Below are 23,276 nucleotides of genomic sequence, written 5' to 3'. Positions count from 1 at the left end.
AACGGCTGCCGGGGCCGGATCGGATCCGGCCAGCCCGGCGGCCAGCCCATGCCCGGCGGCAAAACCGGGCGGGGCAATCGTACTACAGTCTCAGCGCACGACCTGTGCGAGCGCGCCCGACTTGTACTGCTCGGCGATCTTGTCGAGCGACACCGGCTTGATCTTGCCGGCCTGGCCTTCGCAGCCGAACGCGAGGTAACGGTCGACGCACACCTTCTTCGCGGCTTCGCGCGCGGGCTTCAGGTAGTCGCGCGGATCGAACTTGCCCGGATTCTCGAACAGGTAGCGGCGGATCGCGCCGGTGATCGCGAGACGCAGGTCGGTGTCGATGTTGATCTTGCGCACGCCGTGCTTGATGCCTTCCTGGATTTCCTCGACCGGCACGCCGTAGGTTTCCTTCATGTCGCCGCCGAATTCGCGGATCTCGGCCAGCAGTTCCTGCGGCACCGACGACGAACCGTGCATCACGAGGTGCGTGTTCGGGATGCGCGCGTGGATTTCCTTGATGCGCTGGATCGACAGGATGTCGCCCGTCGGCTTCTTCGAGAACTTGTACGCGCCGTGCGACGTGCCGATCGCGATCGCGAGCGCATCGCACTGCGTGAGCTTCACGAAGTCGGCGGCCTGCTCCGGATCGGTCAGCAGCTGCTCGCGGGTCATCGTGCCTTCCGCGCCGTGGCCGTCTTCCTTGTCGCCCTTCATCGTCTCGAGCGAGCCCAGCACGCCGAGTTCGGCCTCGACCGTCACGCCGATCGAGTGCGCCATCTCGACGACCTTGCGCGACACGTCGACGTTGTACTCGTACGACGCGACCGTCTTGCCGTCGGCTTCGAGCGAACCGTCCATCATCACGCTCGTGAAGCCGCTGCGGATCGCGGCCGTGCAGACGGCCGGCGACTGGCCGTGATCCTGGTGCATCACGACCGGGATGTGCGGATACGATTCGACCGCGGCTTCGATCAGGTGGCGCAGGAACGGCTCGCCCGCATACTTACGCGCGCCGGCCGATGCCTGCATGATCACGGGCGCGCCGACCTGATCCGCCGCCGCCATGATCGCCTGGATCTGCTCCAGGTTGTTCACGTTGAAGGCCGGCAGGCCGTAACCGTGCTCTGCCGCGTGGTCCAGCAATTGACGCATTGATACGAGAGGCATTGTGGAACTCCTTGGAATGAAAACCGGTGCGCCCTGACGCCGGCGCGGCGCTCGCTCCCGGTCCAGACCGGGGCGGCACGGCGCGGCTGAGCGTCGAATAGCCGCATTTTATCGCGAAGCGCCTCCGATTCCGACCGCCGAGTGGCGCCCGCTCGCAATTTGTTACGTTCGCACGGCACAATGCGGCCAAAAAGAAGAAAAAAAGCCGCGCGGGGCTTCGGACCCCGCGCGGCTTTCGCGCAAAAAACAGTGCCGGATCGATTCCGGCCGGCTCGATGCGGCCCGGCCGGCGCTCAATAGTGCTCGCCGACCCGCACGATCTTCAGCGTGTTGGTGCCGCCCGCCTGCCCCATCGGCTCGCCGACGGTCAGCACGACCATGTCGCCATGCTGCACGTAACCCTGCTTGACGACGATCTCGAGCGCCGCCTGCAGCGCCGAATCGCGGTCGCTGTTGAAGTCGACGTGCAGCGGCGTCACGTTGCGGTACAGCGCCATCGTGCGCTCGCTGCCGACGCGCGGCGTCAGCGCGAAGATCGGCACGTGCGTGTAGTGACGCGACATCCACAGCGCGGTCGCGCCCGATTCGGTCAGCGCGATGATCGCCTTCGCGCCGAGGTGATACGCGGTGAACAGCGCGCCCATCGCGATCGACTGGTCGATCCGCGTGAACGTGCGGTCGAGGAAATCCTTGTCCAGCTCGACGTGCTCCGATTTTTCCGCCTCGACGCACACGGCCGCCATCGTCTCGATCGTGACGACCGGGTACTTGCCGGCGGCCGTCTCGGCCGACAGCATCACCGCGTCGGTGCCGTCGAGCACCGCGTTCGCGACGTCCGACACTTCCGCGCGGGTCGGCACCGGTGCGTAGATCATCGATTCCATCATCTGCGTCGCGGTGATCACGAGCTTGTTCGACTCGCGCGCCATCCGGATCATCCGCTTCTGCAGCGCCGGCACGGCCGCGTTGCCCACTTCCACCGCGAGGTCGCCGCGCGCGACCATGATGCCGTCGGACGCGTCGAGGATGCTCTGCAGCGCCGGAATCGCTTCCGCGCGCTCGATCTTCGCGATCATCTTCGGCTTGATGCCGTACGGCGCGCCCGCGATGTTCGCGAGCTGGCGCGCCATTTCCATGTCGGTCGCGTTCTTCGGGAACGACACCGCCACCAGATCCGCGCCGAGCGACATCGCGGTGCGGATGTCTTCCATGTCCTTCGCGGTCAGCGCCGGAGCCGACAGGCCGCCGCCCTGGCGGTTGATCCCCTTGTTGTTCGACAGCTCGCCGCCCACCTTGACGGTCGTGTGGATCTCGTCGCCGAGCACGCGCTCGACGGTCAGCACGATCAGGCCGTCGTTCAGCAGCAGCAGGTCGCCCGGCTTCAGGTCGCGCGGCAGTTCCTTGTAGTCGAGGCCGACGCGCTCGTCGTTGCCGAGTTCGCAGCCCGCATCGAGGATGAAAGCCTGGCCCGGCTCGAGCGTGGTCTTGCCGTTCTCGAACTTGCCGACGCGGATCTTCGGGCCCTGGAGGTCGGCCATGATCGCGATCTCGCGGCCAATCTTGCGGGCGGCCTCGCGCACCATCTCGGCGCGCTGGCGGTGATCGTCGGCCGTGCCGTGCGAAAAATTGAGCCGCACGACGTCGAGGCCCGCCTGCATCATCTGCAGCAGAATCTCCGGCGAACTGGAGGCCGGGCCGATCGTGGCGACTATCTTGGTGGCGCGCTGCATGAAACTCCTCATCTGGATCAAGGTGGATGCGCTGGGTGAAACGCTGCGAGAGCCGGAAGCGGCAGGCCCAGCGGCCGTCGCTCCGGTGGGCGTGCCGGTGCTCGCGCCCGGCATCGCTTTGTTCTGAATCTCGTGGTGCTGCACGGCCGCGTCGCCGGCGGCCGCCGGTGCGCGCGGGGCGGTGTTCGCCCGCGCGGGCGCGCGTTTGCGCTTGCCCGCGCCGGCCGGCTGCTCCGCTTTCGCGGAGCGCGCGGCCTTGGTCGCCCCTGCGCGCGTCGCCACGCTCAGGCCGCCCGCGTTTCGAGCACTTCCACCGCCGGCAGCTTCTTCCCCTCGAGGAACTCGAGGAAGGCGCCGCCGCCCGTGGAGATATAGCTGACCTGGTCGTGGATGCCGTACTTCGCGATGGCCGCGAGCGTGTCGCCGCCGCCCGCGATCGAGAACGCGGACGATTTGGCGATCGCTTCGGCGAGCGTCCTGGTGCCGTTGCCGAACTGGTCGAACTCGAACACGCCCACCGGCCCGTTCCACACGATCGTGCCGGCCTTCTCGAGCTGGCTCGCGAGCGCCTTGGCCGTATCGGGGCCGATGTCGAGGATCATGTCGTCCGCCTCGATGTCGGCGACCTGCTTCACCGTGGCTGCGGCCGTCGGCGAGAATTCCTTGGCGGTGACGACGTCGGTCGGGATCGGCACCGACGCGCCGCGCTCGCGCGCTTCGTCGATGATCGCCTTCGCCTCGGCGACGAGATCGGCTTCCGCGAGCGACTTGCCGATCGACAGGCCGGCCGCGAGCATGAACGTGTTCGCGATGCCGCCGCCGACGATCAGCTGGTCGACCTTGCCGGCCAGCGACTTCAGGATGGTCAGCTTGGTCGACACCTTCGAGCCGGCGACGATCGCCACCAGCGGGCGCGCCGGGTTGCCGAGCGCCTTGCCGAGCGCGTCGAGTTCGGCCGCCAGCAGCGGGCCCGCGCATGCGACCGGCGCGTACTTCGCGATCCCATGGGTGGTCGCTTCCGCACGGTGCGCGGTGCCGAACGCGTCGTTCACGTACACGTCGCAGAGCTTCGCCATCTTTTGCGCGAGTTCGTCCGAATTCTTCTTCTCGCCCTTGTTCACGCGGCAATTCTCGAGCAGCACGACCTGGCCCGGCGCGACGTTCACGCCGTTCTCGACCCAGTTCGCCACGAGCGGCACGTCGCGCCCGAGCAGTTCGGCGAGACGCTTCGCGACCGGCGCGAGCGAGTCTTCCGGCTTGAATTCGCCCTCGGTCGGACGGCCGAGGTGCGACGTGACCATCACGGCCGCGCCGGCATCGAGCGCGGCCTGGATGGCGGGCACGGACGCACGCACGCGCGTGTCCTCGGTGATGTTGCCGTGATCGTCCTGCGGGACGTTCAGGTCGGCACGGATGAACACCCGCTTGCCGGCGAGCTGGCCGGCGGCGATCAGGTCGGTAAGACGCTTGACTTGGCTCATGTTGAACAGATTGAAGTAGTGGATGGGGAAAGGGGGTTCACGCTGGACGTGCGCGGGCTGCCGCGAAAGGGCGCCGGATGCGGCCGTGGCTGGCGGTTCGCATGACGCGCACGGGTAAAAAATCTTGAACGGGCATTCTAGCCGATCCACCCGGCAGACTGACCCGTGCGGCGGCGAATTCCGCCTATTTGGGATCGCGCGCCGGAACCGCCGTTTTGCCGCAATGCAGCAATACCCGGACGCAGGCATCCGGCGCCCGGCAAGCCGGAATGGCTGCTCATCAGAAGATCAGGCGCAGCGCGGTGAACACGAGCATGCCGACGACGATCGTGCCGAGCATGCTGCGCCGCCACAAAAACCAGCCGAAGCCGGCGAGCGCTGCGTAGAACGGATGGTTGGACAGCGCGAACGACAGCCCGGCCGGCGTTTCGAGCACGTCGGGCAGCACGACGGCGACCAGCGCGGCGGCCGGCGCGTAGCGCAGCGCGCGCTGCGCGCGCTCGGGCAGCACGGTGCGCTCGCCGCCGATCAGGAACAGCGCGCGGGTGACGGCCGTGACGATCGTCATCCCGACGATGACGATCCAGATCTCGGTCGCGCTCATTCGATGTCCTTTTCGTGCACGGTTTCGGTACGGATGCGCCGCCAGTCGGCCCGCTCGACGAAGAAATCGGCCGCGCAGCCGGCCGCGAGCGCGGCGAACACCGCCAGCGGCAGCGCGAGCCGGTACGGCAGGTCGAACGCGACCAGCGACACGATCCCGGCGACCGCGACGGCCGCGAGCGTCGAGCGGTTCGCGACCGCCGACACCATGATCGGGATCAGCGCGAGCGTGCCGGCCAGCTCCAGCCCCCAGCTCGCGGGAAAGATGCTCGCGAGCAGGATGCCGGCGAGCGACGACACCTGCCACGACGCCCAGCTCGCGAGCGCCATCCCCCAGAAATACGCTTCCTTGCCCGGCACGCGGCCGTACGCGAAGCCCTGTTTCTGGAACAGCAGGTAGATCACGTCGCCGTTGAAATAGCCGATCGCGAGGCGCCGCCACAGCGGCAGGTAGGAAAAATGGGGCGCCAGCCCGGCGCTGAAGATCACGAAGCGCAGGTTGACCATCGCGGCCGTGAGCAGCACGGTCCAGATCGGCAGCTTCGCCGCGAGGAGCGGCAGCACCGCGAGCTGCGACGAGCCCGCGTAGACGAACAGCGACATCGCGCTCGCCTGCCCGAGCGTCATCACGGACTTGCTCATCGCGACGCCGGTGACGAGACCCCAGGACAGGATCGCCATCAGTGTCGGGGAATAGTCGCGCGCGCCCTGGATCAGCGCGAAGCGGTCGGTGGCGGACAATCGAGCGAGCATCGGAAAGCGGGCCGCAGCGGGCGGTTCATGGGGCCGCCGGCGCCTCCTGCCGGTGCGACCCATCGTTATTGGAATCGGTACCGGACGATTATAGCGCCGGCCCCGCGCCGGCCGACCGGATCGCCACCAAATGACGCTAAAATAAGCGTCTTTCCGGCTCAACGCTGCATACACCCCGCAGCACCCCACCGCTTCCAGGAGAATCCTATGTCAATGGCCGACCGCGACGGCAAGATCTGGATGGACGGCAAGCTGATCGACTGGCGCGACGCCAAGATCCACGTCCTGACCCACACGCTGCACTACGGCATGGGCGTCTTCGAGGGCGTGCGCGCGTACAAGGCGGCCGACGGCAGCACCGCGATCTTCCGCCTGCGCGAGCACACCAAACGTCTGCTGAATTCGGCGAAGATCTTCCAGATGGACGTGCCGTTCGACCGCGAAACGCTCGAAGCCGCGCAACTCGCGGTCGTGCGCGAGAACCGGCTCGAGTCGTGCTACCTGCGCCCGATCATCTGGGTCGGCTCGGAAAAGCTCGGCGTGGCCGCGAAGGGCAACACGATCCACGTCGCGATCGCCGCGTGGCCGTGGGGCGCGTACCTCGGCGAAGAGGGCCTCGCGAAGGGCATCCGCGTGAAGACCTCGTCGTTCACGCGCCATCACGTGAACGTGTCGATGGTGCGCGCGAAGGCGTCGGGCTGGTACGTGAACTCGATTCTCGCGAACCAGGAAGCGACGGCCGACGGCTACGACGAAGCGCTGCTGCTCGACGTCGACGGCTACGTGTCGGAAGGCTCCGGCGAGAACTTCTTCCTCGTGAACAACGGCAAGCTGTACACGCCGGACCTGTCGTCGTGCCTGGACGGCATCACGCGCGACACGGTCATCACGCTCGCGAAGGACGCCGGCATCGACGTGATCGAGAAGCGCATCACGCGCGACGAGGTCTACACGGCCGACGAAGCGTTCTTCACCGGCACGGCCGCCGAAGTCACGCCGATCCGCGAGCTCGACAACCGCACGATCGGCAGCGGCGCACGCGGCCCCGTCACGGAAAAGCTCCAGTCGGCGTTTTTCGATATCGTGTCGGGCAAGAACGCGAAGTACGCGCACTGGCTGACGAAGGTCTGAGCGCGCCGCGCCACCGACCGCCCCACAAAAGAGTGATAAGAGAAAGTCTCATGAGTGAAATCAAGGAAATGCCGCTGGTCGAGCTGACGGCCAAGGATCTTCCCGCCTACTGCCCGAACCCGGCCATGGCGCGCTGGAGCGCTCACCCGCGCGTCTTCATCGACGTGTCGCACGGCGAGGCGCGCTGCCCGTACTGCGGCACGCGCTACAAGCTGCGCGACGGCGAGGTCGTCAAGGGCCACTGAGCCACGACGGCCGGGCCCGAGGGCCCGCCTATCCGCAAGGCGGCGCAGCCGGAGGTCCGGCGCGCCGCCCTTCCCCATTCTGGCAACCCGAACGCGGCGCCCGTGCGCCGTGCTTCATTACGACATCGGAAGTCGACCTGATGCGTCGAGCGCTGGTTATCGCACCGAACTGGATCGGTGACGCATTGATGGCGCAGCCGCTTTTTGCGCTGCTGAAAAAGCTCCATCCCCGCATCGCGATCGATGCCGTCGCGCCCTCGTGGGTCGCGCCCGTGCTCGAGCGGATGCCCGAGATCCACGATGTCTACGCGACCGATCTCGCGCACGGCAAGCTGCAACTGCTGCGCCGCTGGCAGCTCGCGAGCGACCTGCGCGACGTCGGCTACGACGCGGCGTACGTGCTGCCGAATTCGCTGAAGTCCGCGGTGATCCCGTGGCTCGCGAACATCCCGCTGCGGATCGGCTATACGGGCGAGCACCGCTACGGGCTGCTGAACGTGCGGCACGCGAATCCGACCAAGTCGGGCGAGCGGCCGCCGATGACGACCCATTACGCGGCGCTCGCGTACGCGCCGGGGGCGAAGCTGCCCGAGTCGATGAAGACGCTGCCCGCGCCGCGCCTGGACGCCGACCTGAACGAGACGGCGCGCGTGTCCGCACGTTTCAATCTCGATACGCGCAAGCCGCTCGTCGTGTTCTGCCCCGGCGCCGAATACGGCCCGGCCAAGCGTTGGCCGCCCGAGCATTTCGCGTCGCTCGCGACCATCGTCCACCAGTCGTTCCCGTATACGCAGATCGTCGCGCTCGGCTCGCAGAAGGATGCCGCGGCCGCGCAGGCGATCGCCGACCACGCGCCGAACGTGCGCAACCTGTGCGGGCAGACGTCGTTGTCCGAGGCGTGTGCGCTGATCGCGCGCGCGAACGCGGTCGTCACCAACGATTCGGGCCTGATGCACGTCGCCGCCGCGCTGCGCCGGCCGCTCGTCGCGCTGTACGGATCGACCGATCCGCGCCACACCCCTCCGCTGTCGGACCTGGCGAAGGTACAATGGCTGCATCTCGAATGCAGTCCCTGCTTCGAACGCGAGTGCCCGCTCGGCCATCTGAAGTGCCTGCGCGAACTCGGTCCCGAGCAGGTATTCGGCGATTTGCGCGGCATGCTCGTCGGGCAGCGCTGACCCTGACCGGCAGCGTCGCACGGCGCGCCGGGCAATCCGATTCACCGGTGTGCGGCGGCTCGATCCGGGCCGCCGTGCTGAATATGGCGCGCGATGCGCGCGAGAGACAACCCCGATGCCACGTTTTGCCCGTCTTTTCGAAGCCGCTGCCGATACGCTGAACGCCTACTACCAGGCCGTCGCGGATGCCAATCTCGACGCGCTGCTGGCGTTGTGGATCGACGAGGATTTCGCCAGCTGCGTATGGGCGGACGGCGAGCATCTGCACGGCCTCGACCAGATCCGCGGGGGGCTCGCCAATCGGCTCGCGACGCGTCCGGTCACGATCGAGCCGCTCGACATCCGCGTGTACGACAGCCTCGGCACGGTCGTCTATACGATCGCCGAAGCGCATCAGCAGGCCGACCTGACGGCCGAACCCGACATGGTTTTCGCGACGTACGTGATGATTCACGAACGCGGCGAATGGCGCATCGCGCACATCCACGCGAGCCCGATTCCTGAACGAGCGGCCGGACAATTCGCCGCGAAGATCCGTCACGGGCAGGGTCCGCTGCACTGACGAAGAACGAAGCAACGCATTAGCGGGGCGATCATGAGTACGGCTTCTCCGCCCACCTCGCCGCTGACCGGGGCCCCGGCCCCCGACGACGATTCATTGCGCTATCGCGCACCGCGCTGGCTGCCCAACAGCCATGTGCAAACCATCGTGCCCGCGCTGTTCGCGCGGCGTCCGCTTGTCGCTTACCGGCGAGAGCGATGGGAAACCCCCGACCACGACTTCATCGATCTCGACTGGGTCGCGCATCTCGACAGCGCGGCGCCGGCGCCCGACGCGCCGCTGTTCGTGCTGTTCCACGGCCTCGAAGGCAGCTCCGGCTCGCACTACGCGCTCGCGATGATGGCGACCGCGCGCGCGAAGGGGTGGCACGCCGTCGTGCCGCACTTCCGCAGTTGCAGCGGCGAGATCAACCGCCAGCCGCGCTTCTACCATCTCGCCGACAGCGCCGAGGTCGACTGGATCCTGCGCCGGCTCGCCGCGCAGCATCGCGGGCCGCTGGTCGCGGCGGGCGTGTCGCTCGGCGGCAACGTGCTGCTGCGCTGGCTCGGCGAGCACCGCAGCGACACGTCGATCGTGCATGCCGCCGCCGCGATCTCGACGCCGATCGACGTGCACGCGGGCGGCCGCGCGCTGTCGCAGGGGTTCGCGATGGTCTATACGCGCAGCTTCCTGAAGACGCTCAAACGCAAGGCACTCGCCAAGCTCGACCAGTATCCGGGCCTGTTCGACCGCGAAGCGATGCTGCAGGCCGTGACGATGCGCGACTTCGACGAGGTCGTGACCGCGCCGCTGCACGGTTTCGCGAACGCGGACGACTACTGGACGAAGGCGACCACGCGGCCGCTGCTGCCCGCGATCGACGTGCCGACCTTGATCCTCAACGCCCGCAACGATCCGTTCCTGCCCGAATCGGCGCTGCCGGGCCCGGCCGACGTGTCGCCGGCCGTCGAGCTCGACCAGCCCGCGCACGGCGGCCATGCGGGTTTCATGACCGGGCCGTTCCCCGGCCGCCTCGACTGGCTGTCGGCGCGGGTGTTCGGCTATTGCTCGAGATTCGTCGACCATGGATGACATCGTCAGGCAGGCGCTCGCCAAATGGCCGAACGTGCCGGATTGCACCGGCTGGCTGCTGCTCGACCGGCGCGGCGCCTGGCGGCTGCGCGACGACGCGGCGCAGGCGGCCGGCGAGCTCGGCTCGCCGGTCCGGCATGCGGCGCTGAACGCGTTCATCGGCCGCAACTATGCATGCGACGCGCAGGGCCAGTGGTTCTTCCAGAACGGGCCGCAGCGCGTGTACGTCGAACTCGCGTATACACCGTGGGTCGTCCGGCTCGCCGAACGCGACGGGCAGCTTGCGCTCACCGACCAAACGGGCGCCCCGTTCGAACCGGATGCGGTCTGGCTCGACGACGGCGGCGGCGTGCTGTTTCGCGAGGCCGGCACCCCCGCGCGCATCGCGGCGCTGCACGATCACGACCTCGGGCTGTTCTCCGATCACGCGGATTTCGATGCCGAGCCGCCCGTGCTGCGCTGGCGCGACGGCCGCACGCTGCCGCTCGGCAGCATCGCGTGCGCCGACGTGCCCGGCCGGTTCGGCTACGTCGCGAGCCCGGCGCGTCACGCGCGCGACGCGGCCGGCAGCGGCTGCTGACCCGTCGCGACGGCGTCCGCGTGCGCCGCGCGGCGGCCGCTACCCGCGGCCGTTCTTCTCGTCGTCGCGCTCTTCCTTGTAGCGCGCCTCGAATTCCAGCAGCCGCGCGCCGATGATCGACTGCTCGTAGAACGACACGTCCTTCGCGTCGCGCGCTTCCTTCAGTTGCCGGATCGCCGACGGCCACGCGCCGTCGAGCGCCAGTTTCTCCGCCAGCGCCCGGCGCCGCGCGAGCACGTCGCCCTTGCCGTCGCTCGACTTCGCGAGGTAATCCCACCAGTCCGGCTGTTCGGGGTCGGCCTTGGCCTGCGCCCGTGCGAGCGTCTGCGCTTCGGCGAAGCGGCGCGCCGCGATCAGCGCCTGCAGGTGCGCGACGATCGCCGCGTGCGACGCCGGCCAGCGCCGCTGCGCGAGCGCCGAGAGCCGTACCGCGTCGTCGGTTCGGCCCGCGCGGCGGGCGATGTCGGCGGCCAGCACGTCGAGACTCGGCGAGCTGCTCGCCGGGTCGTCGTCGCGCCGCTCGCGCGCATCGAACGCGCCGCGCGCCGACGCGAGCGCCTTGTCCGCCGCGTCGTACTGGCCGAGCAGCGTGTGCGCGAGCGCGATGCCGTACCAGTTCGCCGCGACGTTCGGGGCCGTGCGATCGTCGATCTCGAGCTGCATCCGGCGCGCCTCGGCCGAGATGTCGGTCGGCGCCCGGTTCTGCAGGATGCGCAGCCGCGCGCGCACGAACCCGTATTCGGCCGACTGGCGCGGCTGCCGGTACGGCGCGCGGCGCGCACGGTCCTCCATGTCGGCAATCCGCTCGCCGGTCAGCGGGTGCGTGCGCGCATAGGCCGGCACGCCCGCATCGCCCATCGACGCGCGATCGAGCCGCTCGAAGAAGCCCGGCATCCCGTACGGGTCGTAGCCGGCCCCCGCGAGCAGCTGGAAGCCGACGCGATCGGCCTCGCGCTCGGCCGAGCGCGAGAAGCGCAATTGGTTGTCGACCGCATACGCCTGCCCGCCCATCGCGATCGCGCTGCCGAGATCGCCGCTGCGCGCGAGCACGCCGGCCAGCACGCCGAGCAGCATCGTCGCGAGCGCCGTGTAGCCGGACTTCTCGCTCGCGCCGATCATCCGTGCGATGTGCCGCTGCAGCACGTGGCCCATCTCATGGCCGACCACCGATGCGAGCTCCGACTCCGTCTGCGTCGTCACGACCAGCCCGCTGTTGATCCCGATGAAGCCGCCCGGCATCGAGAACGCATTGATCTGCGGATCGCGCACCGGGAACAGGTCGAAGTCCGGCGTGTAGCCGCCGATGTAGCGCGCCGCCGCCGCGGCCGCGAGCCGCGCCGCCATCGCGTTCAGATAGTCGCGCACGAGCCAGTCGTCGAGATAGTCGGGATCGCGCCGCACTTCTCGCATCACGCGCTCGCCGAGCCGGCGCTCGGCGCGCGGCGTCAGCGAGCCGCCGGAGCCGTCGCCGAGATCGGGCAGCTCCAGCGCACGCAGCGGCGCGCGCAGGCTCGCGACTGGCACCGACGCACCGCCCGCGCCCGACAACCGGCTCTCCGCGCCGCCGTACGTGCCGAATACGCCGGTCGCGATGCCGGACGGCACGGTGGAAATCGACGTCGAGCCGCCGGCCGCCGGCTCGAGCGGTGGCGCGGATGCGCTCTGCGCATGGCCGCCCGGCGGCAGCACGAGCGCCGCCGACAGCGACACGGCAAGCAACTGTTTGACACGCATGGCAGGATGAAAAACGACGCCGTCCCGCGCACCGGCGCGCATCGCGGCGTTTGGTCTGAATATTCGGGTCATTGTACCGGCGCCGAGACGACTGTCCCGTGCCGAACGTGCGTCATCTGCGCCTGCGGCGACGCGAACGCCGCTGCTATGATAGGCGCCCGTTGAGAGGTTGGATCGGTTCTTAGCGCCGATACCTGATTCGGCGCCCGGCCGATCGCGAAGCAGGATCGACGGACGTGCGAGCGCACTCCGTTCCACTAGAGGAAGCCATGTCAGGACTCACCCATTTCGATGCCGCCGGCCATGCGCACATGGTCGACGTCGGCGGCAAGCAGGAAACGCAACGCATCGCGATCGCGCGCGGCACGATCCGGATGCTGCCGGCCACGTTCGCGCTGATCCGCGACGGCAAGGCCAAGAAGGGCGACGTGCTCGGCGTCGCGCGCATCGCGGCGATCCAGGGCGCGAAGCGCACGGCCGATCTCATTCCGCTGTGCCACCCGCTCGCGCTGACGCGCGTGGCCGTCGACTTCGAACTCGACGACGCGCTGCCGGGCGTGCATTGCGTCGTGCAGGTCGAGACGTTCGGCCGGACCGGCGTCGAGATGGAAGCGCTGACGGCCGTCCAGGTCGGGCTGCTGACCGTCTACGACATGTGCAAGGCCGTGGATCGCGGGATGGTGATCACGGATGTAAGCGTGCGGGAGAAGCGCGGCGGGAAGTCGGGGGACTGGAAGGCGGAAGACGCGGTGGGTTGAAGCCAGGGACCGCCCGCCTGTAAATTCGAGATAGAACCGGTTTTTCTCATACAATTACCGGATTCCGCACGGGAGAGCGTGCGAACCAGCACAAAAAAAGCGAGCACTGGTGATGAATTCGCAAGCGTCAAGAAGCGCATTGCTGGCCGGACCGGTTCAGCACGAGCGGCTTGTCAAACTGGATACGCCGCTCGGCCCCGACGTCCTGCTGCCGCATCGCGTCAAGGGACGATCGCGGCTCGGGCGCCATTTCGAGTTCACCGTCGATACCGTCTCGGTATCGGACAACCTCGAACTCAAGAAACTGATCGCCCAGCCGGTGACGCTGTGGATCCAGCAGGCCGACCGGTCGTACGCACCTCACCACGGCTACGTACATGCCGCCCGCCGGCTCGGATCGGACAGCGGCGTCACGCACTATCAGATCGTCTTTGCGTCGTTCCTGCACTTCCTGAAGTTCCGCCGCGATCAGCGCATCTGGCAGGACCGGTCGGCAGACGACATCATCGCCGACGTGCTGAACCAGCACCCGCAGGCCAAGGGGCGCTTCACCTTCAAGCTCTACCAGCCGCTGCCGTCCCGCTCGTTCTGCATGCAATACGAAGACGACTGGAATTTCATGCATCGCCTGATGGAATCGGAAGGCCTGTACGGCTTCTGGGAGCAGGCGGACGACGGCAAGTCGCACAAACTCGTCGTCGTCGACCGGATTGACGCGCTACTCGCGCTGTCGCCACAAACAGTCCGCTTTCATCACGCCGGCGCAAAAGACGAAGCCGATTCACTCGTCCAGTTCTCCGGCTCCCGAACGCTGCGAAGCGTCGCACGCACCACGCGCACGTTCGACTACAAGCAGCCGCCCACAGCATCGAATCCGAAGGCAACCCATACGCCGACGATCGCGAACCAGGGCGACCTGCCGCAGCAACTCGAAGTCTACGAATACACGGGCGCCTATACCTACCCCGAACAGTCCCGCGGCGACCATCTATCGAAAATCTGGATGGAGGAGCAGGAGTCGCACGCGAAGCGCTTTCATGGCATCGGCGGCGTGCGCCGCATGGACGCGGGACGCACTTTCGAACTGGCCGAACACCCCGCGCACGACAAGGATGATGCCGGCCAGCGCGAATTCGCCGTGATCGAGACTGCGTGGATCATCGCGAACAATCTGCCCGTCGCCGATCCGCAGGCCGGGTTCCCGCACAGCCTGCAGGCCGAAATCGGCGACATCGTGCAGTCGAGCGGCCCGGACCTGTCGCGCGTTTCCCATCCGGACGGCAGCGAGGGCTTTTTCCAGGTCAGCATCGAAGCGCAGCGCACGACGGTGCCGTTCCGCAGCCCGTTCGAGCATGCGAAACCGCCGATGCATCTGCAATCGGCGATCGTCGTCGCGCCGCAAGGCGAGGAAGTCCATACCGACGAACTCAACCGGATCAAGGTCCGCTTCCACTGGGATCGCCTCAACGACGGCGACGAAAAGGCGTCGTGCTGGCTGCGTGCCGCCGCGTCCGATTCGGGCAACGGCTATGGCGCCGTTCACCCCCACCGCAGCAGCGAAGAAGTGCTGATCGACTTTCTCGGCGGCGACTGCGATCGCCCGATCGTCGTCGGAAAGCTGTACAACGGCGCGACGAGCCCGCAATGGCACAGCAACGGCATCCTGTCCGGATACCGGTCGAAGGAATATGCGGGCGCCGGCTACAACCAGCTGGTGCTCGACGACGCGACAGCGCAAAACCGCATTCACCTGTACAGCAGCCAGGCCAACGCGCATCTGCACCTCGGCTACCTGATCGATCACACAGGCAATAACCGCGGCAGCTATCTCGGCAGCGGTTTCGACCTGCGATCCGACGCCTTCGGCGCAGTTCGCGCGAACCGCGGGCTGTACGTCACGACGCATCCGAAACGGCCGGCAAGCCAACCGCTCGATGTCGAGGAGACGCAACAGCAACTCGTCCGCGCGGAAGGCCTGATGGAGGCGATGTCGGATGTCGGCACCCAGCATCAAGGCGAGTCGCTCGACCCCGGCCACGCGGCGTTGAAGCAGTTCACCGACGCGACGCAGAACAGCGTGAGCGGCAATGCATCGGGTGGCCGAACCGCCGGCGGCGGAACCGGCAGCGCCAATGCGTTCAAGGAGCCCGTGATGCTGTTCGGCAGCCCGGCCGGCATCGCGATGTCCACGCAGCAGTCCACGCAGCTTGCCGCGGACCAGCACATCAACCTCGTCAGCGGGCAAAGCACGCACGTCGCCGCCGGAAAATCGCTGATCGCGAGCGTCCTCGACCGGATCAGCCTGTTCGCACAGAACGCGGGGATGAAGCTGTTCGCCGGCAAGGGCAAGGTCGAAGTCCAGGCGCACGCGGACAACATCGAGCTGACCGCACAGAAGGCGCTGAAGCTGATCGCCGTCACGCAATCGACCGAAGGTGCCGCGGCCAAGGAAATCCTGCTCACGTCCGGCGGCGCCTACATCCGCATCGCCGACGGCAACATCGAAGTGCACGCGCCCGGCAAGATCGACATCAAGGGTGCGCAGCATGCGTTCAGCGGCCCCACCCACCTGTCGCAAACCATGCCGGCGCTGCCGAACTCGACCGGCAACTACGATCAGGCGTTCATCGCGCACTGGGCCGGCACCGACATTCCGGTCGCGAACACGCGCTATCAGATGTTCTCGAACGGCAAGCTGCTCTCGGAAGGCGTCACCAACGCGGCGGGAGAGACGGGGCTCACACAGAGCCATGTGCCCCATGACGTCGTCGTCAAGTTTCTAGGGAAATCGAATGGCTGACGGACAACAGGAAAAGGTGCTCGGGACCGGCTCGGGGATGCTGACGCCGACGGGGTACAAGGATCGGCCGAAGGTAGAGATCAATATCTGTGACAAGCATGTAACGCCGGCGCCGAAATGGATCGTCGGCACCTGTCCGTTCTACTATCGACCGCTTCACGGCGCCTATCTGGAAACGGTTGAAAAGGTCAGCATGTCGAGCATTTGGTCGACCATCAAGGGCTTCGCCCTCTCGTGGGACCCATGGACCGACTCCGATGTCGCGCACCGCCTCCTGCATCGGCGCGAGCAACTGATCGAGCCTGGCAGTTCGGATTCCGACTGGTCGCGGCATGGAAACTTCATGATGCGTCATATCGGATGCGGACATAAACCGCCCGATTACTACATCAGCTACGGCTACTACTATTGCTCCGACTATGGCGCCAACCTTCTCCCGCGACTGTCCGCCCAGGGGAAAGCGTGGTTGAACAAGGCGCGGAAGCTGCTCCAGGCCAACATGGAAGACGGCCTGAACCAGAACATGATGGGCAATACGATCCAGATGGCCAGCCCGACACCGGGGAACGGCGGGGTCGATATGACCTGGCCGCAATTCGAACTGGAAATGAACAACGAAAAATTCAAGGAGTTCGCGTTCAAGACGCACCCGATGGCCTACCTTGACGGAGGATTGGCGGACCTGCCGATCACGGATCTCGTCAAGATCGGGATGCGTCCGAACATCCAGGAATGGGGCGAAGGAAAGACGTGGGGGCAGGCTTTCGATTCGGGCATCCCCGTTCTCCGGAAAAAGACCGAGGAATGGGATGTCGACGATCCGGTCGGCAAGGCGCTCGGAAGACTGCTGGTGAAGTGACATGCGAAAAGGCAAACGATGGCTTTTGATCGCGGGATGCGTTCTTGTTCTGCCGATCGCTATTTACGGATATACGGAAATGACTTCAGGGTGGGAAACGGTATCGACCGAATTCATGCGCAACGACAAGCCGTACGGCGCAGGCGCATTTCGCGTGCAACGCAACGACTTCATGTCGTTGAAGGTTGCGAGACCGGAACTCACGTTCAAGCCTGAAAGCGAGCAGAAGAACCCTGACGTCGCGGAGTTCGCCGAATCGTGGATGGACGACTCGAACGAGCGCCTGAACCGGTCCACCGTCAGTTTCCTGCGCGGCACCCTGGGCGGCAGCGTCGCACGTCACTTCCAGCAACCGGGCCAGACCGCGTCATGGTGGTACTCGCCCGACTGGCGCGTCCTGTACGTCAGTACCGGCTGGATGGATTACAAGGCGCCTCGCCCCGACGACGGCGCGGTCCCTCAGACCACCAAGCTCTGGAAATCGAGCGATGGCGGCCAGCACTGGTCCCAGCTCCAGTGGCCGGCGGACCATAACATCAGCCGGTTGCTGTTCATCGATGCTCAACGTGGCTACGCGATCGGCTGGGGGCCACACGTCTGGCGAACGGCAGACGGTGGCCAATCGTGGCAGGAAATCAAGGAGCCTCCAGGCGCGATCGTCCAGGGGAAGTCGCGTAGAACTTTCGACGGTACCAACCTCGGCCCGGACGGCACATTGCGCGTCGCCTATCTGAGCGCCGACGTCGCGCATCCGCAACCGACCGGCATCGTCAGTCGGCTCGGCTGGGATCAGCAGGACTTCACCCAGGAAGCGGTGCTGCCCGGACAAGTCGTCGTCGGCCTCGAATCACCGCCGGCCCCCGCTCGAGATTACACCCTGTATGCGCTGTCGCGCGCGAGTGGTGAATCCGGCGGCAGCCACGGTGCAGGTGTCATTTCAGCCTGGACCAGCGAGCACCCCGATCACATCCGGGAGTTGCACACATTCGAAGGCCACTTGACGCTCAACGGGCTGAGCGCGGGGCGCAACGGCGTCGTGCTAGTCCACGCTACCGATCCCAACACCGCCAACGGCGGTGGCTCGCCCATCGACCTGACCATCAGCAGCACCGACGACGGCAAAACGTGGCAGCAGACCACCGACAAGGCTTCGCAGGGCGGCTACTTTGATCCTGAATCGAATACGCTCTACTCGGTGTTTGCCTACACGCTGAGGAAGCGGCAATTCTGATTGCCGCCCGACGTGCTTGGCGCGGGCTGCGTCCGCAGAACTCGACGAAGCCCGCGACATAACCGGTCGCACGAGCAAACATAACGGCGCGGTTCAGTGATCAGGCAAAACCGTCGCGCGCGAGGCCAGTCAAGCGCCAACCCGAATTCGTCCTTCGACTTCCGTCGGTCCCCATGCGCAATCGATCCAAATTGAAGCGACTGGCCGCCATCGCGCTCGGCAGCGCCGCGCTAGCTTTTCTGTACGAAAGCACGGGCCCTCGATGGGAAACCGTTTCGTCGGAGGTCACGTGGCCGGACCCGCCGGTGGGTGGTGGGGATTTCTACCTTGATGGCAGCACGATCATGTCGCTCACGGTCTCCGATCCCGTGATTACGCTGAAGCCTGCCAGCGAGTGGAAAAGACCGATGGTCGCCGAACCCACCGAAGCGTGGATGAACAATGCGGGAGAAACGCTGAATCGGCGAACCGCGAATTTCTTCCGCGGCACGATCGATCACGGGCTGCAGCGCTACTTTCAGGCACCCGGCCAGAAAACCGCATGGTGGCATTCGCGCGACGGGAACATCCACTTGATCAGTGCCAGCTGGATGAGCTACACGTCTGCGCGTACTACAGACGATCTCGTCCCGCATCAAACCCGAGTCTGGAAATCGCTCGACGGCGGCCGCCATTGGTCACGGCTCGAATGGCCCGAGCACGAAGATATCGATCAATTCCTTTTCATCGATGCGGAGCACGGCTACGCGATCGGCTGGGGCCCTACCGTCCGACGCACATCCGACGGCGGCGAATCCTGGAAGCAGATCGCGCCACCGCCGGGCGCGATTGTCCCCGGTGAAACTCGGCGCCAGTTCAAAGGTGTGAGCCTGGGCCCGGACGGCGTACTGCGAGTGGCTTACCATGTCGATCGATCGGCAACAGCCCCTGCCCGCAGCGTCATATATCGGCTCGCCCCGGATCAGCAGGCGTTCGTCCCGGATGCCGTCCTGCCGGACCAGACAGTCGTCCGGCTCGAGTCGACACCTGCCACGGCGGGGAGCTACGCGCTTTACGCGCTGTCCCGCCTCGACAATGAGAGCAACATCGACGCAGCACGGGAGCGCGGACACCGGACCGGCGTACTTTCCACATGGACGAACGCGCAACCCGAGCATGTCCGGCAAGTGGCGACGTTCGACAAGAAGCTCATTCTGGGTGGCCTCGACGTGGGCCGCGACGGCTTGCTGCTCGTGTACGCGATCGATCCCAAGCAGGCGATCGATGATCCACCGGTCGCCCGGATGTTCAGTAGCACTGATGCTGGCAAGACCTGGAAACAGACTGACGACGAGACGATCTATCGCAGCAAGTACTTCGATCCGGATACGAACACGCTCTATTCGCTGCTCGGCGCGAGACTGAAGAAGCTGTCATTCCCGATGCGAAATGCCCCCGCTTCAAAAGACTGAACCCCCTCGCTACAACCTGAGAAACCATTCGATGATGAAGACGCTGCATTACGCCGCGCTCTCGCTGTGGATTGCCGCCACACCGGCCGCCGCGTTCGCGGCCGGCACCTGCCCCGCCGCCGACACCGCCGCACGCGCGGCAATCGACGCGCAGCACCTCGTCCAGCAGGTCCGCAATCCGCAAGGCGATGGCGGCGGCAACGTCGACGTCTCGCCGCCGCTGCGCGACGCGCTTCGCGCATACAAGCAGGCGCTCGTCGGCGCGATCGACGCACGGCTCGCGTGCAGCGACGAACACGTCGACCAGGCAGCACTGAAACGCACGTTCGCGGCTGCGCTCGGCGTGCCGGCCCAGTCGGCCGCGCCGAAAAACGGCGAATCGGCGTTCGGCCGCAATCCGGACGTCGATGTCGAGCGCGGCGGCACGTCCCGCCCACTTCTGTTCGTACGAGCCGGCTTCGACATCGCGTGCGGCGACGACAACCTGCTCACCGCGTACGCATGGGAAAACGGCGGCTGGCGGCGCGTGCTGCGCTGGCAGGCCGACGATTACAAGGACATCGGCGGCGCCTACGGCGGCGGCTTCTGGTTCTCGGCGCTGCCCGGCGGGCAGGTCGCCGTCGTCCACGGCACGCCGTGGTGCTCGTCGCGCTGGAGCCGGTTCGGCGCGGACGTGGTCGCACCGGCAAACGGCTCGACCGCGCAACGCACGCTGTTCCGTACCGAACACGGCTACGTGATCGACGACGACGCGATCCGGTTCAAGGTGCGCCCAGACGGCTTCGAGCTGCGCACGACGGTCGGCTCGCTCGACAGCGAAGTCATTACTCGGCCGGGCATCTTCCGCTACCGCGTCGACGGCGACACCGTGCAACGCGTGCAGCCCGCGGCGCTCAACGGCCGGGATTTCGTCGACGAATGGCTGAAGGTGGACGATGCGCTTGCGCGCGAATGGAGCGAGCCCGCCGCAGCAGCGGCCGCGCTGAAAACCCGACAGGCATTCAACGCGGAAAGCAAGGCGCCCGATACCGGCTTCGCGTACGGCCCCGTGCGCGGCTGCTCGGACAGCAAGGACCGCTTTCAGGTCGAACTGGATCTGACGGGCAAGAGCGGGGAAACGGTCGCGCGGCGCTATGCGCTGATTCGCCAGGAGCGCAACGGATTCACGATGCTCGGGCTGCGCAATTCGGCCGAACCGGCCTGCCGCGGCGCGAACCTGATGCCGCAGCACTGAACATCGGGCATGCGCGGCGCAACGGCCGCGCGAAACGGGGCCGCCGGCCAGCGGCAAAAACGGACGGAAAACGGCGCGCAGCGCGCCGTCCGCACATCACTGCCCGCGCTGCGGCTCGAACACGAACGGCTGGGTCAGCAGGAACGGATTCGCGGTCGCGCCCGTCTGCGCACAGGTCGCGTGCGTCATCGCTTCGACGGCCGCGCGATCGGCCGCCGCATTGCGGCTGCTCGTCGTCACGGTGACGTTCTGCGCTTCGCCGGACGTCGTCATCAACGCACGCACCAGCACGGTCACCGGACGCGTGAGCGGCTTCGCGGTATCCGGATAGACGGCACGCGGAATGTGGCAGGTCAGCTTGCTTTCCTGTGACGACGACAGCATCGCGCAGCCGGAAAACAGCATCGCGACGGCGGGCAGGATCAGGTAGGTCGAGCGAATGGCCATGGTCGAATATCGTTCTTCAGCACTGTTCTGGGCACACGCGCCGCGCGACGGAAGCCCTCCCCGCCCGCATCGCGTGTGTCGCACTGCGCCGCGGCCATCGGACCGGCGCCCCGTTACGGCCGCACGGCGAGCCAGGCTCGACCGCGATCCTGCCCGGCGAAATGCCCGGATAGCCGGGAAGTTTCCGTGTTCGCGCCGGCTACGCCCCACGCCGGCGCGCACGCCGACGCTTTCGCGCATTGTGCACGCGCCGCCCCGCCAGCGGCGGCAATTTGACAATGGTTGACGCGAATCGCCGCCCATTCGACCGGAATCCGCGCGATCCGCGAGGTAATCGAGACCCGACCGGATCGGCACGCTACGCGCCGCGTCGTGTTGCTCCGACGTCAGCCGCCTTCAGCGCGACGCAATCGACGCCGGCATTCCCCGTTCCGGCGGGCACGATCTGCGTCAATCCGAATCGTCGTCGTCCGAATCGTCGCCCTCATCGGCCGGCACTTCCCCGTACTTCGCGACGACGGCCGCCCGGAATGCCTTCAGCGCCGGCTCCTGGTCGCACAGCTTGTACAACGAGGCCAGCTGTTGCGGCCAGTCCTTCAATTCCTTCGCAAACACATGCAGGCGCGCGACGGTATCGAGGGCGTCGGCTTCGCGGCCGGCCAGCGCCTGCAGCACCGCGTAGCGGCGCAGCACCGTCTCGCCCGGCAGCAGCGCGATCGCACGCTCGTGCGCGGCGAGCTTGGCCGGCAAATCGTCCCGCGAAATCGGGAGCAGCGTCGCCGCACCGTAATCGCCCCACGCGCCGAACAGCAGCGACGGCGCATCGCGGTACTGCTCGGCCGGGCTGCTGCCGTAATAGAGCACTTCCGCGCGCTGGTAGTCGCGCAGCACGGGCACCGCCGCCAGCACGCCGCCGAACGACAGCACCGCGAACAGCCCGAATGCCGCACGCCCCGGCAGGACACGCAGCGGCTTCACCTCAAGCAACCCGATCACGAACATCGCCGGCAGCAGGAAGAACATGTATTGCTGCGGATACTCGACCAGCGCATGCATCAGCAGGATGCCGATCAGCGCGAAGCCGAACACGCGCATGCTCGACTGCGGCGCCCGCACCGCGCGTACGAACCACGTGACGAGCGTGACGGCGAGCACGCCGAGCCCGACGAGACCGGACTTCGCGAGCAGGTCGATGAAGATGTCGTGCGAATTGTTCGCGATCTCGACGCCGCCGAGCGTGCGCACGAGCGCGAACTGGTGCGACGGAAATTCGCCCCAACCGACCCCGAGTAGCGGATGCTCGCGGAACATCGCGAGCCCGTACTTCCACAGCGCGAGGCGCGGCGCGATCTGCCCGGCGTCGCGCATCCGGTCGGCGGCCGACTCCGCGAGATTCAGGTGGTAGTGCACGTTGGCCCAGCGCACCGCGACGTTCACCGCGATGAAGGCGACCGCGAGCACGACCGGTATCAGCCATGCACGCGCATTGCCGGGCGTGCGGCGCGATTCGACCCACGCCATCCAGAAGCCCGCGACGACCATCACCGCGACCTGCAGCCACGGCCCGCGCGACACGGTCAGCGCGAGACCGACCGACAGCACGAGCGACAGCGCGAGCCACGCCCACACCGCGAGCCGGCGAGTCTGCACCAGGTACAGCGCACCCGCGAGCGCAAAGGCGATGTAGCTGGCCAGGTGATTCGCCTGCGCCATGTTGCCGTATGGACGGCGGTCGACCGCGATGTTGTACACCACGACGAACGGCGAGACGGCCGACTCGAGGTGGAACAGCTGCACGATCTGGGTCCCGACCGCGAACACGCCGCCGACCAGCAGCGCACCGGCCATCATCCGCGACACGATTTCCGCCATCCCGTCGCGCGCAAGCGCGTAGCCGGCCTGCATTGCAACCAGCGCGGCGGCGAGATAACCGATCGCCAGCCAGTTCATCGACGGCACCTTGAGCGGGATCAGCGCAACCTGCGCGATCAGCACCACCGCGAAGCCGAGCGGCACGGCGAACGCAGCCGGCGCGGCAAACGGCTCGGTCGGACGGCCGGTGCGCGCGAGCAGCACGACGGACACGCCTACCAGCAGATACAGCACCAGCGCGGAAAACTCGGAATAGAAGGTCGGGATCGGATACGTGTGATTCGTGATCGCGTACGGCAAGATCAGGGCGACAGCCAGCGCAACGAGCGACAACGAACGGGAAAAAGTAGAAGGCATGAGCGAACCGGATGTCAGCAACCGGCGCACTATACAAAACTTTC

General features: G+C 66.8%; 21 protein-coding genes. 13 read left to right on the top strand and 8 right to left on the bottom strand.

Features of this window, described 5'->3' with window-relative positions; all coding sequences use genetic code 11:
- Positions 1–90: 90 nt before the first annotated feature.
- Together fba and pyk are read right to left on the bottom strand one after the other, a co-directional pair.
- Complete coding sequence (gene fba / locus C4B30_RS12445; RefSeq protein ID WP_027785306.1) at positions 91–1,155, bottom strand: class II fructose-bisphosphate aldolase; 1,065 nt, start codon at positions 1,153–1,155, stop codon at positions 91–93.
- A gap of 293 nt (positions 1,156–1,448) precedes the next feature.
- Positions 1,449–2,885 (bottom strand): pyruvate kinase, encoded by a 1,437-nt coding sequence (pyk, locus tag C4B30_RS12440; RefSeq protein WP_027785307.1) that lies wholly within the window; start codon positions 2,883–2,885, stop codon positions 1,449–1,451.
- Here pyk and C4B30_RS36050 point away from each other — a divergent pair.
- Positions 2,884–3,012, top strand: a complete 129-nt coding sequence (locus C4B30_RS36050) for a hypothetical protein (protein ID WP_256980619.1) — start codon at positions 2,884–2,886, stop codon at positions 3,010–3,012. The genes pyk and C4B30_RS36050 overlap by 2 nt on opposite strands.
- Positions 3,013–3,169: 157 nt before the next feature.
- On the opposite strand, the gene C4B30_RS12435 is transcribed toward C4B30_RS36050, so the two are convergent.
- The 3 genes from C4B30_RS12435 to C4B30_RS12425 form a co-directional block, all read right to left on the bottom strand.
- Positions 3,170–4,366 (bottom strand): phosphoglycerate kinase, encoded by a 1,197-nt coding sequence (locus C4B30_RS12435; protein WP_027785308.1) that lies wholly within the window; start codon positions 4,364–4,366, stop codon positions 3,170–3,172.
- Between the two features lie 280 nt (positions 4,367–4,646).
- Positions 4,647–4,970 (bottom strand): AzlD domain-containing protein, encoded by a 324-nt coding sequence (locus C4B30_RS12430; protein ID WP_027785309.1) that lies wholly within the window; start codon positions 4,968–4,970, stop codon positions 4,647–4,649.
- Positions 4,967–5,722, bottom strand: a complete 756-nt coding sequence (locus C4B30_RS12425) for an AzlC family ABC transporter permease (RefSeq protein WP_027785310.1) — start codon at positions 5,720–5,722, stop codon at positions 4,967–4,969. The genes C4B30_RS12430 and C4B30_RS12425 overlap by 4 nt, the downstream gene beginning before the upstream one ends.
- A 207-nt stretch (positions 5,723–5,929) precedes the next feature.
- On the opposite strand from C4B30_RS12425, the gene C4B30_RS12420 reads away from it, so the two are divergent.
- From C4B30_RS12420 to C4B30_RS12395, 6 genes are all read left to right on the top strand, one after another.
- Entirely contained in the window at positions 5,930–6,853 is a 924-nt protein-coding gene (locus C4B30_RS12420) for a branched-chain amino acid transaminase (RefSeq protein WP_027785311.1), read from the top strand.
- Between the two features lie 50 nt (positions 6,854–6,903).
- On the top strand, positions 6,904–7,098 hold the full coding sequence (locus C4B30_RS12415; RefSeq protein WP_006749970.1) for a zinc-finger domain-containing protein: 195 nt from the start codon (positions 6,904–6,906) through the stop codon (positions 7,096–7,098).
- A 140-nt stretch (positions 7,099–7,238) separates the two neighbouring features.
- Entirely contained in the window at positions 7,239–8,276 is a 1,038-nt protein-coding gene (waaF, locus tag C4B30_RS12410) for a lipopolysaccharide heptosyltransferase II (RefSeq protein ID WP_027785312.1), read from the top strand.
- A gap of 115 nt (positions 8,277–8,391) precedes the next feature.
- The gene (locus C4B30_RS12405) at positions 8,392–8,838 is read left to right on the top strand and encodes a nuclear transport factor 2 family protein (protein WP_027785313.1); all 447 of its coding nucleotides are present in this window, start codon (positions 8,392–8,394) and stop codon (positions 8,836–8,838) included.
- A 33-nt stretch (positions 8,839–8,871) separates the two neighbouring features.
- Entirely contained in the window at positions 8,872–9,909 is a 1,038-nt protein-coding gene (locus C4B30_RS12400) for a hydrolase (RefSeq protein ID WP_027785314.1), read from the top strand.
- Positions 9,902–10,489 carry a DUF2946 family protein gene (locus C4B30_RS12395; RefSeq protein WP_027785315.1) on the top strand — a complete coding sequence of 196 codons (588 nt, stop codon included), beginning with the start codon at positions 9,902–9,904 and terminating at the stop codon, positions 10,487–10,489. The genes C4B30_RS12400 and C4B30_RS12395 overlap by 8 nt, the downstream gene beginning before the upstream one ends.
- 39 nt (positions 10,490–10,528) lie before the next feature.
- On the opposite strand, the gene C4B30_RS12390 is transcribed toward C4B30_RS12395, so the two are convergent.
- A complete protein-coding gene (locus C4B30_RS12390) occupies positions 10,529–12,223 on the bottom strand; it encodes a M48 family metalloprotease (RefSeq protein WP_027785316.1) in 1,695 nt (564 codons plus the stop codon).
- 269 nt (positions 12,224–12,492) lie between these two features.
- Here C4B30_RS12390 and moaC point away from each other — a divergent pair, with 269 nt between their 5' ends.
- The 6 genes from moaC (at position 12,493) to C4B30_RS12360 (ending at position 20,556) form a co-directional block, all read left to right on the top strand.
- Positions 12,493–12,981: a cyclic pyranopterin monophosphate synthase MoaC gene (moaC, locus tag C4B30_RS12385; protein WP_027785317.1), complete on the top strand. Its 489-nt coding sequence runs from the start codon at positions 12,493–12,495 to the stop codon at positions 12,979–12,981.
- Between the two features lie 112 nt (positions 12,982–13,093).
- The gene (locus tag C4B30_RS12380; RefSeq protein ID WP_105132574.1) at positions 13,094–15,781 is read left to right on the top strand and encodes a type VI secretion system Vgr family protein; all 2,688 of its coding nucleotides are present in this window, start codon (positions 13,094–13,096) and stop codon (positions 15,779–15,781) included.
- A complete protein-coding gene (locus C4B30_RS12375; protein WP_027785319.1) occupies positions 15,774–16,640 on the top strand; it encodes a hypothetical protein in 867 nt (288 codons plus the stop codon). Before C4B30_RS12380 ends, C4B30_RS12375 begins: the two co-directional genes overlap by 8 nt.
- 79 nt (positions 16,641–16,719) lie before the next feature.
- Complete coding sequence (locus tag C4B30_RS12370) at positions 16,720–17,871, top strand: WD40/YVTN/BNR-like repeat-containing protein (protein WP_027785320.1); 1,152 nt, start codon at positions 16,720–16,722, stop codon at positions 17,869–17,871.
- Positions 17,872–18,062: 191 nt separating this feature from the next.
- Positions 18,063–19,322, top strand: a complete 1,260-nt coding sequence (locus tag C4B30_RS12365) for a WD40/YVTN/BNR-like repeat-containing protein (RefSeq protein ID WP_227789536.1) — start codon at positions 18,063–18,065, stop codon at positions 19,320–19,322.
- A 31-nt stretch (positions 19,323–19,353) separates the two neighbouring features.
- The gene (locus C4B30_RS12360; protein WP_027785322.1) at positions 19,354–20,556 is read left to right on the top strand and encodes a hypothetical protein; all 1,203 of its coding nucleotides are present in this window, start codon (positions 19,354–19,356) and stop codon (positions 20,554–20,556) included.
- A 96-nt stretch (positions 20,557–20,652) separates the two neighbouring features.
- Here the strand turns inward: C4B30_RS12360 and C4B30_RS12355 are convergent, their stop codons facing one another.
- On the bottom strand, positions 20,653–21,003 hold the full coding sequence (locus C4B30_RS12355) for a TonB family protein (RefSeq protein ID WP_027785323.1): 351 nt from the start codon (positions 21,001–21,003) through the stop codon (positions 20,653–20,655).
- A 450-nt stretch (positions 21,004–21,453) separates the two neighbouring features.
- Complete coding sequence (locus C4B30_RS12345; RefSeq protein WP_089499153.1) at positions 21,454–23,232, bottom strand: PglL family O-oligosaccharyltransferase; 1,779 nt, start codon at positions 23,230–23,232, stop codon at positions 21,454–21,456.
- Between the last annotated feature and the right edge of the window lie 44 nt (positions 23,233–23,276).

It is taken from the genome of Burkholderia sp. BE12 (assembly GCF_002959955.1).
Taxonomy (GTDB): domain Bacteria; phylum Pseudomonadota; class Gammaproteobacteria; order Burkholderiales; family Burkholderiaceae; genus Burkholderia.
This window is presented reverse-complemented; position numbering and strand designations above follow the sequence as displayed.

What these genes read in the sequence shown, in the direction of transcription:
- fba (WP_027785306.1), bottom strand. Translation starts at nt 1,155, where the DNA reads ATGCCTCTCGTATCAATGCGTCAATTGCTGGACCACGCGGCAGAGCAC.
- C4B30_RS36050 (WP_256980619.1), top strand. Translation starts at nt 2,884, where the DNA reads ATGAAACTCCTCATCTGGATCAAGGTGGATGCGCTGGGTGAAACGCTG.
- pyk (WP_027785307.1), bottom strand. Translation starts at nt 2,885, where the DNA reads ATGCAGCGCGCCACCAAGATAGTCGCCACGATCGGCCCGGCCTCCAGT.
- C4B30_RS12435 (WP_027785308.1), bottom strand. Translation starts at nt 4,366, where the DNA reads ATGAGCCAAGTCAAGCGTCTTACCGACCTGATCGCCGCCGGCCAGCTC.
- C4B30_RS12430 (WP_027785309.1), bottom strand. Translation starts at nt 4,970, where the DNA reads ATGAGCGCGACCGAGATCTGGATCGTCATCGTCGGGATGACGATCGTC.
- C4B30_RS12425 (WP_027785310.1), bottom strand. Translation starts at nt 5,722, where the DNA reads ATGCTCGCTCGATTGTCCGCCACCGACCGCTTCGCGCTGATCCAGGGC.
- C4B30_RS12420 (WP_027785311.1), top strand. Translation starts at nt 5,930, where the DNA reads ATGTCAATGGCCGACCGCGACGGCAAGATCTGGATGGACGGCAAGCTG.
- C4B30_RS12415 (WP_006749970.1), top strand. Translation starts at nt 6,904, where the DNA reads ATGAGTGAAATCAAGGAAATGCCGCTGGTCGAGCTGACGGCCAAGGAT.
- waaF (WP_027785312.1), top strand. Translation starts at nt 7,239, where the DNA reads ATGCGTCGAGCGCTGGTTATCGCACCGAACTGGATCGGTGACGCATTG.
- C4B30_RS12405 (WP_027785313.1), top strand. Translation starts at nt 8,392, where the DNA reads ATGCCACGTTTTGCCCGTCTTTTCGAAGCCGCTGCCGATACGCTGAAC.
- C4B30_RS12400 (WP_027785314.1), top strand. Translation starts at nt 8,872, where the DNA reads ATGAGTACGGCTTCTCCGCCCACCTCGCCGCTGACCGGGGCCCCGGCC.
- C4B30_RS12395 (WP_027785315.1), top strand. Translation starts at nt 9,902, where the DNA reads ATGGATGACATCGTCAGGCAGGCGCTCGCCAAATGGCCGAACGTGCCG.
- C4B30_RS12390 (WP_027785316.1), bottom strand. Translation starts at nt 12,223, where the DNA reads ATGCGTGTCAAACAGTTGCTTGCCGTGTCGCTGTCGGCGGCGCTCGTG.
- moaC (WP_027785317.1), top strand. Translation starts at nt 12,493, where the DNA reads ATGTCAGGACTCACCCATTTCGATGCCGCCGGCCATGCGCACATGGTC.
- C4B30_RS12380 (WP_105132574.1), top strand. Translation starts at nt 13,094, where the DNA reads ATGAATTCGCAAGCGTCAAGAAGCGCATTGCTGGCCGGACCGGTTCAG.
- C4B30_RS12375 (WP_027785319.1), top strand. Translation starts at nt 15,774, where the DNA reads ATGGCTGACGGACAACAGGAAAAGGTGCTCGGGACCGGCTCGGGGATG.
- C4B30_RS12370 (WP_027785320.1), top strand. Translation starts at nt 16,720, where the DNA reads ATGACTTCAGGGTGGGAAACGGTATCGACCGAATTCATGCGCAACGAC.
- C4B30_RS12360 (WP_027785322.1), top strand. Translation starts at nt 19,354, where the DNA reads ATGATGAAGACGCTGCATTACGCCGCGCTCTCGCTGTGGATTGCCGCC.
- C4B30_RS12355 (WP_027785323.1), bottom strand. Translation starts at nt 21,003, where the DNA reads ATGGCCATTCGCTCGACCTACCTGATCCTGCCCGCCGTCGCGATGCTG.
- C4B30_RS12345 (WP_089499153.1), bottom strand. Translation starts at nt 23,232, where the DNA reads ATGCCTTCTACTTTTTCCCGTTCGTTGTCGCTCGTTGCGCTGGCTGTC.